This window comes from Paenibacillus tuaregi (genome assembly GCF_900086655.1).
Taxonomy (GTDB): Bacteria; Bacillota; Bacilli; order Paenibacillales; family Paenibacillaceae; genus Fontibacillus; species Fontibacillus tuaregi.
This window is the reverse complement of the sequence record NZ_LT575476.1, coordinates 1,237,239-1,254,922: the sequence shown is the minus strand read 5'-3', so window position 1 is coordinate 1,254,922 and position 17,684 is coordinate 1,237,239. Positions and strand designations below refer to the sequence as shown.

The 17,684-nt window shown below is 48.7% G+C and carries 16 protein-coding genes; 6 read left to right on the top strand and 10 right to left on the bottom strand.

Annotated features, from left to right (window positions below):
• Positions 1 to 274: 274 nt before the first annotated feature.
• Together purU and BN6628_RS05755 are read right to left on the bottom strand one after the other, a co-directional pair.
• A complete protein-coding gene (gene purU, locus BN6628_RS05760; RefSeq protein WP_068615446.1) occupies positions 275 to 1,177 on the bottom strand; it encodes a formyltetrahydrofolate deformylase in 903 nt (300 codons plus the stop codon).
• 21 nt (positions 1,178 to 1,198) lie between these two features.
• Positions 1,199 to 2,326 (bottom strand): deoxyribonuclease IV, encoded by a 1,128-nt coding sequence (locus BN6628_RS05755; protein WP_068615444.1) that lies wholly within the window; start codon positions 2,324 to 2,326, stop codon positions 1,199 to 1,201.
• A gap of 416 nt (positions 2,327 to 2,742) precedes the next feature.
• On the opposite strand from BN6628_RS05755, the gene vanG reads away from it, so the two are divergent.
• The 6 genes from vanG to BN6628_RS05725 all read left to right on the top strand — a co-directional run bounded on the left by vanG (position 2,743) and on the right by BN6628_RS05725 (position 8,615).
• Positions 2,743 to 3,804 (top strand): D-alanine--D-serine ligase VanG, encoded by a 1,062-nt coding sequence (vanG, locus tag BN6628_RS05750; protein ID WP_068615443.1) that lies wholly within the window; start codon positions 2,743 to 2,745, stop codon positions 3,802 to 3,804.
• Positions 3,801 to 4,589 (top strand): D-alanyl-D-alanine carboxypeptidase family protein, encoded by a 789-nt coding sequence (locus tag BN6628_RS05745; RefSeq protein ID WP_068615441.1) that lies wholly within the window; start codon positions 3,801 to 3,803, stop codon positions 4,587 to 4,589. Before vanG ends, BN6628_RS05745 begins: the two co-directional genes overlap by 4 nt.
• Entirely contained in the window at positions 4,586 to 5,785 is a 1,200-nt protein-coding gene (gene vanT, locus BN6628_RS05740; RefSeq protein WP_082926810.1) for a serine racemase VanT catalytic subunit, read from the top strand. The genes BN6628_RS05745 and vanT overlap by 4 nt, the downstream gene beginning before the upstream one ends.
• 253 nt (positions 5,786 to 6,038) lie before the next feature.
• Positions 6,039 to 6,776 carry a cupin domain-containing protein gene (locus tag BN6628_RS05735; RefSeq protein ID WP_235847586.1) on the top strand — a complete coding sequence of 246 codons (738 nt, stop codon included), beginning with the start codon at positions 6,039 to 6,041 and terminating at the stop codon, positions 6,774 to 6,776.
• 369 nt (positions 6,777 to 7,145) lie between these two features.
• Positions 7,146 to 7,613, top strand: a complete 468-nt coding sequence (locus BN6628_RS05730) for a DUF2621 domain-containing protein (RefSeq protein WP_068615439.1) — start codon at positions 7,146 to 7,148, stop codon at positions 7,611 to 7,613.
• An 84-nt stretch (positions 7,614 to 7,697) separates the two neighbouring features.
• On the top strand, positions 7,698 to 8,615 hold the full coding sequence (locus BN6628_RS05725) for a TIGR01777 family oxidoreductase (RefSeq protein WP_068615437.1): 918 nt from the start codon (positions 7,698 to 7,700) through the stop codon (positions 8,613 to 8,615).
• A gap of 168 nt (positions 8,616 to 8,783) precedes the next feature.
• On the opposite strand, the gene BN6628_RS05720 is transcribed toward BN6628_RS05725, so the two are convergent.
• From BN6628_RS05720 to BN6628_RS05685, 8 genes are all read right to left on the bottom strand, one after another.
• The gene (locus tag BN6628_RS05720) at positions 8,784 to 9,533 is read right to left on the bottom strand and encodes an SDR family NAD(P)-dependent oxidoreductase (protein ID WP_068615436.1); all 750 of its coding nucleotides are present in this window, start codon (positions 9,531 to 9,533) and stop codon (positions 8,784 to 8,786) included.
• Between the two features lie 588 nt (positions 9,534 to 10,121).
• Positions 10,122 to 12,053, bottom strand: coding sequence for a DUF6382 domain-containing protein (locus BN6628_RS05715; RefSeq protein ID WP_068615434.1), 1,932 nt, complete (start codon positions 12,051 to 12,053; stop codon positions 10,122 to 10,124).
• Positions 12,054 to 12,083: 30 nt separating this feature from the next.
• Positions 12,084 to 12,590, bottom strand: coding sequence for an A24 family peptidase (locus BN6628_RS05710; RefSeq protein WP_068615432.1), 507 nt, complete (start codon positions 12,588 to 12,590; stop codon positions 12,084 to 12,086).
• Positions 12,591 to 12,610: 20 nt separating this feature from the next.
• Positions 12,611 to 13,591: a pilus assembly protein gene (locus BN6628_RS05705; RefSeq protein WP_068622025.1), complete on the bottom strand. Its 981-nt coding sequence runs from the start codon at positions 13,589 to 13,591 to the stop codon at positions 12,611 to 12,613.
• Entirely contained in the window at positions 13,560 to 15,764 is a 2,205-nt protein-coding gene (locus BN6628_RS05700; RefSeq protein WP_068615430.1) for a DUF5702 domain-containing protein, read from the bottom strand. The genes BN6628_RS05705 and BN6628_RS05700 overlap by 32 nt, the downstream gene beginning before the upstream one ends.
• Before the next feature lie 60 nt (positions 15,765 to 15,824).
• Complete coding sequence (locus BN6628_RS05695; RefSeq protein ID WP_068615429.1) at positions 15,825 to 16,484, bottom strand: TadE/TadG family type IV pilus assembly protein; 660 nt, start codon at positions 16,482 to 16,484, stop codon at positions 15,825 to 15,827.
• The gene (locus BN6628_RS05690) at positions 16,481 to 16,675 is read right to left on the bottom strand and encodes a Flp1 family type IVb pilin (RefSeq protein ID WP_068615427.1); all 195 of its coding nucleotides are present in this window, start codon (positions 16,673 to 16,675) and stop codon (positions 16,481 to 16,483) included. Before BN6628_RS05690 ends, BN6628_RS05695 begins: the two co-directional genes overlap by 4 nt.
• A 129-nt stretch (positions 16,676 to 16,804) precedes the next feature.
• Entirely contained in the window at positions 16,805 to 17,677 is an 873-nt protein-coding gene (locus BN6628_RS05685) for a type II secretion system F family protein (protein WP_068615425.1), read from the bottom strand.
• Positions 17,678 to 17,684: the final 7 nt, after the last annotated feature.

The window sequence follows — 17,684 nt, the reverse complement described above, 5'->3', positions numbered from 1 at the left end:
AGATCAAACGACACGCTCAAAATGAAAAAGTCATTTTGACTTATTTATGCATTGTACCACAAATTGAGGGTCAATTTCTAGCTCGCCCGTCCATAATTTGATCAAGAGACAAAATCTTACTTCATTACAACTTCCCTAACTATAGTTAAACTATGCGAGGAATGCGCAAACACGCCCGTAAACGCAAAAAAGCACCCAAAGCCATCTTAAGGACTAATCCTGAACGATCGGCTTTGGGTGCTTATATATCTCAACAATCCGTGATGCTTGTGGATTAATTGAACACAACGGTCTTGTTCTGATGGACCAGAATCCGGTCCTCAATATGCCACTTCACCGCACGGGCCAGAACCACCCGCTCGATAGTCCGGCCGATACGCTTGAGTTCACTTACGTTATCCCGGTGGCTAACGCGCTGTACGTCCTGCTCGATAATCGGACCTCCGTCCAGCTCCTCGGTTACATAGTGAGCTGTGGCTCCGATAATCTTCACACCCCGGTCATAGGCCTGAGCGTACGGCTTGCCGCCAACAAACGCCGGAAGGAAGGAATGGTGAATGTTGATGATCCGGTTCCGATACGGCTGAATGAGCGCTGGCGAGACGATCTGCATGTATCTGGCAAGCACAATCAGGTCCACATTCCCATCCAGCAGCTCAAGCTGGCGCTGCTCTGCTTCCTTCTTCGTATCTGGTGTAACTGGAATATGATGATAAGGAATCCCGAAGGATTCGACGTATTCTCTCATATCCGGATGATTGCTGATCACCATGGAAATTTCCGCATCCAGATCTCCGGCCTGCCATTGCCACAACAGCTCAACCAGACAGTGATCCTCCTTGGAAACAAGGATAGCTAATTTCTTCTTATTCTTAAGCGGAAAAATGTTCCACTCCATTTCGAACTTGTCCGCGATCTCCTGGAAATCTCCTTTGATCTCCGCCAATCTGCTGCCCAGATCCTCCAAATCAAACTCAACTCGCATGAAGAACATGCCGCCCTCAGGGTCCATCGTATACTGGTCTGACTGAACGATATTTGCCCCATGTTGATGGAGAAAGTGGGATACCGCCGCCACAATCCCCGGCCCGTCCGGACAAGAAATAAGCATCCGTGCGCGATTTTGTTCGTATTCCTTCACAGGCCGCAGACCTGCTTTTACATGTGTGTCTTTCATTACCTAGAAATCCTCCTTAAGTTAACCCTGCACCGTAAGCTCGTTCATGGCGAGCCAAGCAATAATCCGCTGATTAATCTGTTCCTCGGATAGCTCTGGGAACAAGCCTGCTTCCACTACCAGATCATATAACCGCTCCAGCGGCTCGCGCGGATCGGCTTTCTTCGCCTTGGCGTCGTTCTTCAGCAGCTCCCAGGTGCTGAGAATGAAAGCCCGGGGATAAATCTCCTGCTTGCTGAAGAAAGAGTGAAGCTGCTCTACTTCGGTCAGGAAGCTCTCTCCGAACCGCTCAGCCACATTACCACGTAGAAGTGCGATTTCCACTTCATACATCGGACGCTGGGTTTTGGCATCCTTACCAATCCAAGGCGTCTCCAGAATAAATGGGCGTCCTTGGAGCTTCTCATGGTGAACCACACGTTTGATCGCTTCAAATCCGATCCACCCAGAGCCGATTGGCGTGTGACGGTCCTTCGCAGCACCTATAGGGTTCTTGCTGTCATTGATATGCACGACGGCAAGGCGGTCCAGGCCGATAATCCGGTCGAACTCCTCAAGAACACCGTCCAAGTTATTAACAATATCATAACCCGCATCATGAATATGACAGGTATCCAGACAAATCGTCAAGCGCTCCTTGTGCTCGACCTGCTCGATAATCCGGGCAATCTCTTCAAAAGTTCGGCCAATCTCCGTTCCTTTGCCGGCCATGGTCTCAAGGGCTATGCTGACATCCGTCTCATCCGTGCCATTCAGAACCTCATTCAATCCGGCTGCAATCCGGTCGATTCCATAATCGGCATCCTTGTCCGTAAACGCGCCGGGATGAAGAACGATATTCCTTACACCCAAGGCATGAGTCCGGCGGATTTCTTCCTGAAGGAAGTCAACCGCGAGCTGATACGTGCTCTCCTTATATGAACCCAAATTAATAATATAAGGCGCATGTACAACAATTTCTTCAATATTGGCGGCTGCCATTGCCGCTTTCCCCTCTTCAATAAAAAGAGATTCGACAGGTTTACGCCGCGTGTTCTGGGGAGCGCCTGTGTATATCATGAACGAGCTGGAGCCATATGATGCGGCCTCGCCGGTAGCTGTCAGCAGCCCTTTGGTTGATAACGATACATGGGAACCGATTTTTAGCACTTGCCTATTTCCCCCTTAATATTCAACTTGATTCAGTATATTTTATCGTGAATATCAAAGACAGGCAACAAACTATATTTTCATAAATTACGTATCTGCAATAGAATCTTAAGCCTTCTTTAATATTTTCTTTAAAGTTATTTAAATTCCGCTCCCTATAATGAAAATCAATTAAATTATGAGTCTATATAAAACGAACTTGTGAAGGTTCTCCTTTAGGGGCGCTGCGATGCCGAGTATTTTTACGACCACGGTGGTCTCCGAAATCCTCGAACTAGATATCCAAGTAGGGGCATTTCGGAGACAAAGGCGGACGCTCCGCTTCTTCAGAATAACTCGGGATCGAAGCTGAGATCGGTACATTCTAAAGTTCATTTTATATATCTTCTAATAATGAGACGGGAGATTATTCTATTATGCAGAAAAAAACAGTTGTTGTACTCTTTGGCGGGACCTCCACAGAATACGGAGTATCTTTACAATCCGCAGCATCAGTTATCGATCATCTGGACCGTTCCAAATATGAATTGATGCTGATCGGGATTACACGGGAGGGAGCGTGGCTGAGGTTCCCTGGCAGCACGGATCAAATCCGTCAGGACACCTGGCACACCCATCCTGGCTGTATCCCAGCTTTCATTTCCCCAAGCAGACAAGCTTCGGGTATCGTGGAATTCATCGGAACTGAATACCGGATTATTCCTGTTGATGTCGTGTTTCCTGTTCTGCACGGCAAATACGGAGAGGATGGAACCCTGCAAGGGCTGCTGGAGCTGTCAGGAATTCCTTTTGTAGGCTGCGATACACTCTCATCAGCGATAGGAATGGACAAAGGAATTGCGAGCCAGCTTGTCAGGGCGACCGGGATTGAAACGGCAGCTTCGGTGACGGTGCTTGAAGGCGACGATCTTCATAAGGCAATAGACAATGCGGAGAAGCTGGGTTATCCGGTATATATCAAACCAGCGAAGTCCGGTTCGTCATTCGGGATAACGAAAGCCTATAACAACGCAGAACTTAAAGATGGTATCAAGTTAGCTTTCCAGCATGACCGCAAGGTGGTTATTGAGCAAAATGTGGAAGGTTTCGAGGTAGGCTGCGCTGTGCTGGGTTATACCGATCCGCTCATTGCCGAGGTAGACGAGATCGAGCTGAGGGGTGATTTTTTCAATTATGAAGAGAAGTACTCCTTAAAAACTTCCAAAATTCATCTGCCCGCAAGAATATCACCGAGTACAGCCAAGCAGGTGAAGGAAACTGCCCTCCGGATATATCAAGCATTAGGATGTAAAGGCCTTGCACGAGTGGATCTGTTCCTAACCGGTGATGGACGGATTCTCTTTAATGAAGTCAACACAATGCCCGGCTTCACGGCAGCGAGCCGATATCCAAATATGATGCGACACAGCGATATTTCGTACCCAGAGCTTATGGACAAGCTGATCCAGCTTGCCCTTGATGAGGAGGCAGTACAATGATCCTTAGACTGGAGCCTGGGATGATTCATCAAGGACCCCTTGTACTCGTGAATCAGAAATATCCAGTAACAAGCAGTTCTGATGCTGCCCAGCTCGTCCCTACGACCGGTATTAAGCAGGCAAGCAGCGAAGAAGAGAATACGAGTCTTGAAATGACCTGTATGGAGCAGCTTGGACAATTATTAACAGCATGCCAGGCCGGTGATCAGATCGGCATCGTTAGCGGGTATCGTACGGCAGACCAGCAATCGAACATTTACGAACAGTCATTATCGGAATATGGACTTGAGTTTACATCCCGCTATGTGGCGCGCCCGAATGAAAGTGAGCACCAGACCGGCCTAGCTGTAGACGTTGGATTGTTAGGCACCGAGGTGGATTATTTGTGTCCTGCCTTCCCTAGTCTGGGGGTATGTGCTTCATTTAAAAAGCTGGCTCCGGAATATGGATTTGTCCAGCGTTACAAGAAAGAGAAAGAATCCTTGACGCAAATCGCGCATGAACCCTGGCATTACAGATATGTAGGCGTTCCGCACGCTTTGCTTATGGAACAGTACGAAATGTGCCTGGAAGAGTATCACGAGTATATCAAAAGATTCACTTATCAGGGGTCGCATCTGTATATGAATGTTAATGGTTCTCTAGTAGAAATGTATTTTGTGGAGGAAGGCAGCGGGGACCAGGCCGTCCCTATTCCATCTGGTGCATCCTACACATGCTCCGGAAATAACATGGATGGCTATATCGTGACGATATTCCATCAACAAGGGAAGTTGGCCGGATGAGTCGGCGGAGCACATTATCCACAGACCCCTTTTACCTAATCAACACCTCTGCAACAACAGCAAATCAGACACGCACTTCTCCGCACCGGGCCTGGGCTGAGATAAACCTGTCCCATCTCCGGCATAATGTGTCCGAGATTAAGCGGATCATCCCAGGCTCATGCGGCATCATAGCGGTCGTCAAAGCCAATGCCTATGGTCATGGGGCTGTAGAAATTGCCCGCTGCTTGAACGGGATCGGGATTACCCGGTTTGCCGTCGCCGAAATTAATGAGGCGATTCTTCTAAGAGAGCGCGGGGTGTACGGCGATATTTTAATCTTGGGTTATACTGCCCCGGAGCGTGCACCCGAGCTCGCACGCTACAAGCTGATACAGACTATAGTGAACCTGGAGCATGCTGAGTCCCTTGAGTCGCGCGGCATCCACCTTGATGTTCATATCAAAATTGATACGGGTATGAATAGATTAGGGGAGCCTTCAGAGAATCTGGAATCGATACGGCGGTGTTATCAGTTCGCTCATCTGCGGGTAACCGGAACATTTAGCCATCTGGCAGAATCTCCTGGTTTGTCGCGAGAGGAAATTCACTTCACCAACCTTCAAGTGAAAAAGTTCAACCGAGTAATCGACACCCTCAAGGCATCCGGTCTCGATCCGGGACTTGTTCATATCCAGAGCAGCTACGGAATTCTCAATTATCCTGGTTTGATTTATGACCTTGTCCGTCCGGGCATTGCCTTGTATGGCCTGCTGAGCTCTGAAGAGGATCGGGTCACCGTTCAGATAAATCTGCGGCCGGTCATTTCTCTAAAAGCCTCCGTGACACAAGTGAAGGAAGTGCCTGCTCGCGCCCATATCGGATATGGACATGCCTTCATTGCCCCGTCCAAGATGAAGATTGCCGTCATTTCCTTGGGTTACGCAGACGGCATTCCAAGGGCCTTGTCTGAGCAGGGCGGTTACGTGCTGATCCGTGGTCAGAGGGCGGCTATCATTGGCGGCATCTGTATGGATCAATTTATGGTAGATGTCACTTCGATAACTGACGTGGGTCAAGGAGATACAGCTACGATTATTGGACAAGATGGGAAGGAAGTCATTACAGCTGGGCAAATTGCCAGACGCTGTGGGACGGTGACCAATGAGATTTTGAGCCGGTTAGGAGATCGAGTGGAAAGAGTGTATAACACTTGAGACTTATCTGGCGACGAGGCAGCTACAATGAATGTTGGGAAAAGAGACAACGGAAGCCCAGACTTATTTTGCAGGTTCAAGGCTCCCGTTGTTTTCGTTATAAGAGATCCGATGTATTTCTAAGACAAGTAGGATTATGCATACATATGAGGAAGATTCCCTCAGTAGTCTTTTGTAGTGTTATACCAAGTCAAGATTAAATGCTTCATCAGCTCCCCCATCTCGCGGGTGCGAAAGGAAGGTTGACCGTTCGATGATATCTTATATGGATTTCACGTCCCCTTCGGTCCAATACGCTTACGATCTCCGAAATAATCTTATGTTCAAGAAAGATGATCAGAATTTCATCAACGCCTTATCCATCCATCAGTTGAACACTCTGGGCAATGTGTCTTTGCTTGACATCTACCTGAGCCAATCCAATGTGGTTGAGCCCCACACTCACCAGAATGCCTCTGAGCTTGTTTATTGCATTTCAGGAGCCGCCGTCGTCTCTCTCATAAATCCCTTCACCAAACAGCTTATCAATATCCCCATCAGCCCTGGTCAGGTTGCCAATGTGCCGCAAGGATGGTGGCATTATGAAATTGCCACTGTGGACCACACCCATCTTCTGGCCATCTTCGATGCCCCGGTCCCCGAATTTATTGGCGGCTCTGACCTGCTGCGTTTGACCCCGGCCAGTGTTTTGGCCCATACCTACTGTCTTGATAGTAGACTGGTTGCAGATGTACTGGCTCCCATCACGGACACGGTTGTCATTGGCCCTCCTGCCAACTGCAGCCCTGCTGCCTCTGATCAGAGAGATCACGTGCAGAGAGATCACATGCAGAGGAATCACGTGCAGAGGAATCACGTGCAGAGCGAGGTTAGGGCTCCGGTACAAGATAACAGCGCACAGGGGAATCACTCCCAAGACGGCGAAGGCTACCCGCCGGCCTATCTTCCACAACAGTATATCGGCAACGGCTGGCGGTACCCGGGCCTATAGGTTGCCGTTCATCATGGTTTCCCTTCTGTCTGTCCCAGTTCAAAAGACAGGCCTGATAACTCTCTTTAAGCTCCAATCCAAAGCGTATTTCCTCCTAAACGGAGGGAAAATACGCTTTTTGTTCGTTTCTAGTTCGCTCATATTCGTGTGCCAGTGCGGCTGGATAACCTCCCTGATGAAGAGGAACATTTTATAATCCGGTCTGGATAGCGAGAACTAGACTAGAAAGGCATCGGTCTCATCTTTTTCCACATTCCTTCGGGGTCTGATATCGAATTTCCGCTGGAAATAAGGTATAATTTCAAATAACTTAACTGTGATCTTTGTACTTGCATGATTTAAGAATGACTGGATGAGGTGAAACAATAGATGTATCTCTGGAACACATTCCTGTTCGCAGCGTCAGACGCCCCTAGCTGGTTTATGAATTCCATTGTATTCTGGGGCTTCATTATGCTTGGAGCCATGACTATTGGCGGGTTCTTTATGTTCCGCAAATTTATGAAAGTGCTGCCAAAGGAAGACGGAATGTCCAAGCTGGATTGGCAGAACTACTGGGTTGAGAAGAGCCGTCCGCTTTGGACGGATGAGACTAAAGCTTTTCTCGACATGCTGGTCTCCCCGGTTCCTCAAGCTTTCCGGGATATCGCCAAGCATTCCATTGCCGCCGAAATTGGCAAGATTGCGGTCGAGAGCGGTGCATCTGAAGTCACACGTGATCACTGTATTAAAGGTTACATTGTCGCCACACCTAAGAGAGATAATAAATTTCTGATCAAATTCCTGAAGAAAAATGAAATTGACTATACCCCGTATCAGCATTTGATGAACAAATAAGCTGTTTGAATCACCAACCCGCCTGATGGTCTGCCGCCCTGGCGGGTTATTTTATTAGAGATGTCTTGGAAAAGAGGAATTGAGATGAAAATGGCTATCTGTGGAGGCACCGGGTTTATCGGCAGTGCATTGGCTGATTATTGGCTGGAGAAAGGTCACGAGATTACCGTAGTCACTCGGAAAATCAAACCTGAATCTTACACAGCCGGGACTTCAAACTCCCCTCGCTTAATAACCTGGAAGGAGCTTGCGGACTCGCCAGAGCACCTTGAAGGCTTGGATGCGCTGGTCAATCTGGCGGGTTCCTCGCTCAATCAGCGGTGGACATCAGCAGGCAAACAGCGGATTCTTGAATCCCGGCTGAAATCCGTACAGGCAGTCGCGGAGTTAATCCGCCGGCTCAAGAGCAAGCCGTCTGTCGTCATTCAGGGTTCAGCCATCGGCATTTATGGAACATCCCTAACCGCCGAATATGATGAGAACAGCCGAACTTCTCCCACAGACTTCTTGTCTGAAGTGACGACGCAGTGGGAGCAGGCATCCCAGGCGCTGCAGATGGGCGGTGTGCGGGTAGTGAATCTTCGGACCGGCGTGGTGCTTGGACGCAGCGGCGGTGCTTTTCCGTTAATGTCTCTGCCTTTCCGGTTAGGCTTTGGCGGGAGAGTGGGCACGGGACAGCAGTGGATGTCCTGGATTCATCTGATGGACATCGTGCGCCTGATTGATTTCTGTGTGATGAATCCGGATCTTCATGGACCTGTTAATGCCGTAAGCCCTTTTCCGGTAACCAATGAAACCTTCGGTAGAACTCTGGCGAGGGTATATCACCGGCCATATTGGTTCCCCCTTCCGGCATTTCTGCTTAAACTAGCTCTCGGCGAGCAGTCGACCCTGCTTCTGGATGGGCAGCGGGTAATTCCCCTTAAGGCGGAGGAAGCGGGTTTCACATTTAAATATCCCCACCTACAGCAAGCTTTAGAAGAAATCAGAAGCAGGATATAACCTGTTTTTCCCAATAATAAAGATGATGATGTGTGAAAATAAAAAATCCCCTCTGTAACAGGGTGAACTGCGACCACTAACGGGTCACTGTTCAAGGAAGGATTCCCGGTCATGCCGGGTCCAATTCCTTCATCTGTTACGTAGGGGATTCTTTAGCGTTTATCTAAATTAACGGGCAGTCCAGCCTCCGTCAATGACAAGCTGAGTTCCTGTAACAAAAGCGGACTCGTCAGAGGCCAGGTAAAGAACACCGTAAGCAATATCTTCCGGCCTTCCCATACGTGGTAGTAGAGTGCCTGCCTTGAGGCCTTTCATAGCTTCTTCAGTAACCGCCTTCTCGACCATCGGAGTCATAATGACACCGGGGTGAACCGAGTTCACACGAATGGAGTCTTTGGCAAGCTCCATTGCGGCAGTTTTGGAGATCAATGTCACTGCCCCCTTGGAAGCCGAATAGCCATTGGTTCCACTCATGGCTACAAGGCCTGCAATCGAGGAAATATTCACAATCGAACCGCTTCCTAATTTGCGCATCTCAGGTACTACAGCCTGCATACCCAGCATTGTGCCTGTAAGATTGATCTCCAGAATTTTGTTCCAGCCAGCCATATCGAATTGGTCAAAACCTTGAGCGGTCGTGATTCCCGCATTGTTCACAAGCACATTAACTCTACCGAAGTGTTCCACCGCTTGGGCAACCACGTTCTTCCAGTCTTCTTCGGAGGCTACGTTATGCTTAACCCCAATGGCTTCTCCCCCGTTATCCTTGATCTCTTGAACAATCGCATGAAGTTGATCTATTTGAAGGTCGGTAGCTACGATCTTAGCCCCTTCTTTAGCGAACATCCTGGCTTCTTCTGCCCCTTGGCCCATGGCAGCCCCTGTAATAATGACAACCTTGTCTGCTAAACGTCCCATAACCTAATCACCTTTTCTGTTGAGATTGTTAGTCATTGCTATAATCTATGAAATCACGAGTTCCGGCTAAACATTAAGAGGTTTCAGTCTCTGTATGTCCTTCGGAACAAAACATAAATGCTTCACATCTCTAATCATGACTAAAAAATAAATCATTGTCAATTAGTTTGATAATTTAATATTTGAATATTAAATATTTTCTCGCTAAAATTATTTCATCAGTTGCATCGATCCCTTTAAGCCCGATTATTGGGTGATTTACCCATAAAAAATCACCCCTGTCTTTTCCGAGAATTAGGGTGAATTAACTCCGCATGCAACGAATTAGGACTATGGGAGACGCTAGCAGGATCCGAAGGTATTGTGGCAGCTTACCTTAGCTCTGACATCATATTAATTTTTCAGCTTTAAGAGGAAAGGTTCGGCTTATCTCAGCCGGCTATCAGAGTTAGCCCTCAGGCTAAGAGACTGCCTACCCCGGCCTTGTTGCTTAACTTGAGGGCCATTGTGCGTTTTTCCGCCTAATGACACGTTGATAATCATTATACAACGCCACACCACGTGCTGGGATCTTCGTGTAGTATGAAATTATGTTCTGCACAACCTAAAACTGGTTGTTGAAATGGAAAACGTATCCCCGTACTCAAGCGGATACTCCTTATACGGCGCAACAAGCGTATCATTGAGCTTCGTCCCATTTCTTGAGCCAAGATCTCTCATGCTCCATCTTCCTTCAAGAAGGTTAAGCTCAAGATGGGCACGGGAAGTCCCGACCGTCGTCTCGACATACTGGGCAACCTCCTCAGAACGGCCAATAACAAAGTTCACCCCCGTCAGCATAATCCTGTCGGCGGCGGAGCTCCCCTCCTCTATTCTTTCCAGGTAGGGTGTCCGTGAGGGATTCGCATTCCCTCCCATCTCGCTGAGCAGAACGGTAGCTTGTCTGGATGGTGTCAGCATTTCCGTCTTTGGACTCTGATCACGACGTAAATACTCTTCATTCCTCAAGCTGTCAAAATCAACAACATCCCAATGATCTTCAGAATTGTGAGACGAGGTTTGTCCTCTTCTTATGTCAATCCCCGTCCCACCCGATCCACCTGTTAATACCCGTGGAACTTCCGAATTCCATCCCTCTGCCAATTTGTTTTGTCTGTCTGGAAATCTCAGTAAGTTCGAACTTGATAGATTTATACTCGATCGAACCGGACTTGCTTGACTTATAGAAGGAGCAGACTTCATGGAGCTTTCTAATCCTGCGTCACCGGTCAAATAATTGTCATTCCATCTCCACTTGGACTCGTCCCATTCCCCCTCCGACTTAGAAGCATCTTGCTTACTGGCCCTGCTCTTATTCAGGAACTCTTCCAGGTTCCATTTGTTACTGCGGTTATCCCGCTTATTATCCCGATCGTCGGCTCCATTGGATTCAGCCAAACCCATTTGTCCCCAGCTTAAGTTATCCACCGGCTGTTCCCCTCCTCCTTCACCAACAATCTTCATTAGAGGAGAACGCCTGCTTAACAGCCAGGCCGTACCTGCTGCCAAAATCACAGTGATCGCTGTACTAACAGATAAGCCTGTTGGTCCTGGGCTGTCCACATAAGCCAACTTCCACGTTAATGCGGCAAGCAGTCCCGCTCCAAGCCAACAATATGTTCGCAGCTTGGACGGTATTGGACCACCCGGAATTAGGCCACCCGGTATTGATCCATCCTGATCCTCCATTCCATAACCGGGTTCTGCCGGTTCATACGGAAGTCTGGAGTTCGATTGTATACTGGGGAGGATGCGTTTCCTCCCTGATGAATTAAGACCAGACTCCTCATGCATCACATCCCTGGCTCCCCCGCCATCCGATTTTTTGTCTGAGTAAAACTCTGGAGCGCCAGCTGCGAAAGCATTTGTTCGCTTATGTGGCATTCCCTCAGCGGGTAAGCTCTCGTCCCCTGCAAGAAGCTCGCGCAGCAGCTTTCTAAATCCTGCAAACGAGAACAGATCGCTTCCACACAGCTGCATCATTTGCTGGACTCCATTTCCTTCAAGCACGGACACCGACGTAATCAGCTTTGTGATCAGAGACAAAAGCCTGGATTGCACAGACTCGGGAGCCAGTTCTTCCTTAAGCGGCAGATAGGTAAAATACAGCTTGCCCATACCCATGGAGCCATCCATGAAAATATAATCCTCATGCAGCCAATAATTCGATGGCTGAAGCATATACATCTTGCACTCATCCAAAGCATTAACCAACTGAAGGAGCAGCACATACAGTTCAAGCATGCTGATCTTCTCACTCTTCATACACTGGGACAGCCTCCGTTTCCCGGTGATGTCATAATACAGGCTGACTGTAAGGTCGATCTCTTTAATATCAAGCTTCAACAAATGCGGTACAGACGCCGACGTGATCATCCCGCATTGAACCCGGTTAAGCTGACCGGGGAGCATCCTCTCCTTACAGGTAAGGACCATATAAGTTCCTCCGCTGCGCACAAAATCGGTCTGAAAAACTGGCAACTCATAACCCCCTTCCGCACGTTTTTTTGATTACATATACCAATAAGCCACCATTACTCCCGGGATAACCGCCAGCATAAAAGGAAAACTCAGCATCTCCTTCTCCTGTACCCTGACAGGGCCGGTGCTCCGCATAACCAGGGCGCCAAATACGCTGTTGGCCAAGGCTCTCAACCTAGCAAGCGACTCCCGTCTCCAAATCAAAATGACTATGCCAATAATCCCCGCAAAAATGATAGAGTAGACAAGCGAGTAGAAGGTAAAGCCCGCCCCCATCCAAGCCCCAATTCCGCCAAACAGCTTCACATCTCCGCCGCCTACCGCGCCAGTCCAGTACAAAATAAGCATTATTCCAAACCCTGTAACAGCCCCAAGAATTCCAGTCCATAAGCCCGACCAGCCCCCGGCCCAAATTTGATACATAAATCCGGCGCATGCCGCCGACACCGTTATTTTATTTGGAATTATCATAGATCGTATGTCTGTAATAAAGGCGGCTGCCAAAAACACCAAACACCCTGCAAATGCAATATCCACTTAAAAATTCTCCTTCACACTTATGGAGTTTTGTCCTTTCCCGCTACCCGAAAGCTATCCGTAGTCTTGGCCCCTTCCTCTGTCTCAAGCTCAAATGTCCAGATGCCATGTGTCGTATTCCCAGACACCAGCCATTTCCACTCCAGATGACCTGAAGAGTCAGCCGTGGATTCTCCGAGATATTTCGCGATACTCTGACCGCTTTTGTAATACACGGTAAGAGTCACCTTAGTGCCGGGTTTCGCCTGTGCCCGGATGATGGCTTGATTCCCGGTATACGCGGGATCCGGTTTAGACAAGACAAGGGCGGGACTACCTGTGTGATTTCCATCTCCCCCTTGGTCTTTGCCGGCTTCCTGCTCATGGGTATCCCCGATCCAGAGCCGCTCTACCGCTTTGGACTGAAGCACTATTTTATTCTTGGTAAATGGGACTTTGATCGGCAGCTCATAGCTGATTTCCAATCCAAAGTACGGATTCGCACCGCTCTTCAGATCGGGCACAATCACCTGGCTCACATGCAGCCGCTCTTCATCCAGGATAGTCCCATCCATGAAAGGATGGATCAGCGGCTTCACCACAGGATCCAGCAGTGCCTCGGACAGTTGGTTCTTGAGATCCTGAAGCGGCTCATCTCCCCGGGCGGCGGCATCCTTAATCCAATCCGAGAAAGGGGGCTGCATTTGAGAGGTGAATTTGGCCGCCCACTCGGACAAAGAAACCTTTGGCATTTGCAGATTCACCTTCCCAGCGGTTCCTCCCTCCTTATCCTTGACCGACTGAACAGCCAAAGCAATGGGATACATGGACGATGATACCTGCTTGACTACATTGGAGACCACCGTCTGCATCTGTGTGGAGATTACCGTCATCTGAACCATATAGATCAGAAAAAAAACAAGTAAAAGAAAGACTGGTAAAACCAATGAAGCCTCCAGCACAATGCTGCCGTGGGCATGGTGCCGCCAATTAATACGAGAAGTCAGCTTTCTTAACAGCATAATACCGGTTCCCTTCCACTCTTCCTTCTGAAGCTCCCGCCACATTCAAAGCTTTGGCAACACCAGGCAGGAACCAAAGCGGCATAGCCATAGTGACCTCGCTTGAAATATAGGTTTTGCGGTCTGCAGGATTAATTCCAGTGTTAAGCCGGATTACCGCAAGCATTCTCGAGAACCTTGAGTCACTCTGTCCGTGAAGCAGCATAAAGATTCTCAAGTAGTCTCTGTAGGACAGCTCTACCTTGAAATAATCGCTGAGGGGAATACTCCCTTTCTCACACATCGTCACCATATCCATAATTGCATGCTCAATCCCATACAGTAGGGCAAGCGCAAGGATGAGCAGAGGGTTTCCAGCTGAGCTTTTCTTAATAAAACCCTCCATGGTTCTGACCGCCAGTCTCGCCGAGAATATTTCACCATAGGCCGCGGCCAGATTTCCTCCTGGATTATGAAATCCGTACAGGATGTACTCGATCTCCTGATGCTGTGGACTAAGCTGATCGCCTAGCTCATCCAAGGCCCCCTTGTTCCCCTTTACAGCTTCCTTGAGCCGGGTGACATCGAAATGCTTAAAATAATCGGCCGCATATTCCGTTTGCAGGCAGTTATCAGTGATTCCACTGAGTAAAGAGGACATCGAGCCATACAGTCCATCCATTTGTTCCATGGATTGTTTCCCGTTCGAATAAGGGCTGGAATCCTTAAGATGGTTGTTCTCCGTACTATCTGAATTCTTCCTATTTAATTGCAAAATCGTCTTATAGTAACTCTCAAGTGTATTGAACTGCTGTTGGTTGGAATCCATTTTGTCTTTCAATGCCGCTAACTGCTTAAGGATGTTTCCTGCTTCTTTGAGCTTGGATTTGGATTCGCTTTCCACCTTCTTGCGGGCCTCGTCATAGCTTCGGTACGATTGGAGCTGCTTGTCCTCTTGATCCAGCAGGCTGCCTGAATCACAGTATTTCAGCATGTACGCATCTCCTGCCTGGGAAGCCGCGATAACCACACTCTTAACGGGTGCTGAATTCCCACTCGTGGCGGAGAGCAGCATGCTCATCTTCGAGACCAGCTCATTTACACGTGAGCTGAAACTATCAAAATCAGCCTGCTGCCGCACTATATTTTCTTTTAACTGATTCAGAAGATCATCAGTCAGCAGAAGCTTATGGGTCTGTTCCCGGATCTTCCGGATTTCCCCGCTTCCGTTTGTCTCATCCTGCGCATCTGAGCCGACCCGGTTGTATCCGTCGTCTGCAGAACGGTTCTCCGAATTCTGAATAACTTGCTTCATCTGATCATTGATCTGCCTCGCTTCTTCTACAAGCTGTACGGCTTCGGGAAGCAGAGAACTGTGCTTCTGAGCGGCAGTCTGCTGACCTCTGGTTATGTGATTAAATACTTGGGTGGTTCCAGCCTCATAACGGAAAATTTCAGCATCATAAACTCTTTCCAGTGGCAGTCTCTGACTGTCCTCATCAGATTTGGCCTTATAATCATTGAGCTGGGCAGCCGCATCACCCGCAGTTGAAATGCTTCCGCCCAATGACTGGTCTTGTATGCTAGAAGCGCCTCTATGCAGAATCCATGGAAAGAGCTCTTTCACCGCCAAAGATGAAGTCCGTTGATGATGAAGCAGCTGATCCAGCTTCCGCTCCCTCTCATCGTAGAGCTTCTGCAGCTTGCCCAGCAGATCCACCGTATTTGACGCTTCTTTCATGACCTTGGACATCGGCTTGAACTTGTTCATAATCTCAATGGTAAAGTTAATCGGCGCCTTATATTTCATTTGTTCACGCACCTGTTGAGAGAACACCGGATACATACCTAAGGGACGTTCCAGTGTAATTGCGGAGCTGTCTACCTTCGATTTCAAAATAGCCAGATCGTCACTGCGCTCAAGCAGACTTGCCTGATCCTTCATGACTTTGGACATAATGTAATTCTCATCCGTCTCCCCGTAGGCAAACAATCCATACTGCTCCATAAGAACCGGATCATATGCGGAGAGCACGGAGCGCACAGCAGCATGTGTGATCTGCTCACTTTGTGCCTGCAGGGCCGACATTCTGGAATAATCTATAAACACAGATACAAAAGCAAATACAAAGGCAAAAATAATAATTAAAAAGACAGTTACCGCCCCGCGTTCGGAGCGCTCCTTGTTAAACATGTCAGCCCTCCCACAGGCCAAAAGTAGTTGTATAGATTAAAAAGCTTATACAGGTAAGCTTCACTTCCCATACTGCTTCAACGCTGCTCCCGCTTCCTTGGGGCTTGCCCCGGACCCTGTGCCGCTTTTGAACCTGGCCGCATAATATCTGCCTAGATCAACCGTACGAATCCATTCCGTCGGCTCCACCACATAGGACGAAGATTGTCCAAGCTGCATTAAATCCCTGCCCATTGCCCGCTCCAGCGGCTTCAGACGAACCAGCCTGTCCACCGATACCGTCACCTTTCTGAATAACAAATTCCGGTTGTAAGCCATAGTTCCATGTATCGCATCCGGAATCTCCTGGCCGATGCGGCTGAGCTTCACCGCGGGGAGGGAATCCCCGGAATCACCAGAGGGCAGTTGGATACTCGCTGTTTCCTCGGCCCCTGCCCAGCCGAAAAGCGTCTGCAGCATCACGTCATCCTTCAACCTCCAATAAAGAGGATCTGACTTACCTGTCTCAACAGCACCGCTTCTTGAATTCTTGAAGCTGTTGTCCCAGGTGTAAGCCGCCCGCTCAGCGGCAGCAGCAGATGTCATTTGCAAAATCGAGGTCTGATACAGGTATAAGCAGAAGAACAGGAGCAGCATCGTGGACATGAGTACGACAGGCATAACCAAGGAAGACTCCAGCGTGAAGCTTCCCCTATTGTCCCTGGTGAACGCTCTTGTCATTTTCCGTCCATGAACTCGTTTGTTTTGGAGTTAGCCTTAGACAACAGGTTCTTCACAATATTGGACAGCTCATTTCTAAAAATCACCGCAATAATCACGATCACGGCAATAATGAGAATGATCTCAAGCATTCCCAGCCCTTTCTCATCCTTCCACAGCTTTTTCATTTGTCCTTGCATGGTCGTTAACATTTCGAATTCCCCCTGATTTTTAATTTAGTTCGTCCTAGTTCTCTCCCTCAGCCCACAGTCCACAGTCCAAAGTCCACGATTCACGATTCACAGTCCGCAATTCACAACCACCAATCCATAATCTATCCCCTACAAACCCATAGCCATAAAAGCCGGGGTTCCCACCAAAATTACAATGATCAAGAACAACAGCACCATAGGGAATACAAGCTTGGAAGATGCCTGTTCTCCTCTCGTGCGGCTGACCGCCTTCCGCTTCTCCCACAAGGAGTGGGACAAATCCCGCAAAGACAGCGCGAAATCACTTCCTCCGCGGCGGAAATTGAGCAGGACCGCCGTTGTAAAAGCCGACACCTCCTGAATCCCACAGCGTTTGCTGAAGCTCTCCAGAGCCTGCTGAAATGAATAACCACTCTCCACCTCACGTGTCACTTGGGATAACTCACGGTATAAGGGGTGAGATGTCTCATCCTGTTTCCGGCCAACACACTGCTGAATAGCCCGTTGAACAGTCTCCCCTGCACCCACAAGCAAAATTAGTTTGTTCAGCAGTTCCGGGAGTTCGAGGATGATATCTTGCTCCCGCCGAACCACCTTTTTATGAAGCTCAGCGATCAATACGGCAGGAATGACAACAGCCAGCATCACCCCTATACCAAATCCGGCGGAATCCCCTTCCATAAGAATGGCGAGTAAGCAGCCGCTGGTGAGAAGAATCCATGAGTAGGACAGCATCTCAGCCAGAAAGATCAACGTGTAATCTCCTACCCTACGCTCACCTGTCATCTTTTGAACCGAACGCTGCACCTTGAAGAAGAACATTGGAAAGCGCAACGTAAACCTGCTCTTCTCCAGCAAAAGCAGCATGGGCGGGGCCAGCCTCTGCAATCTGAGCCCATCCATCCGCAGTTGTTGGCAGTTCCGGTAAGTGCCTGCCGCACGATAATACAGCAGCACCCAACTAATGATTAGAGCAGCTAAGATCATTATCCAAATCACCAATTTTGCA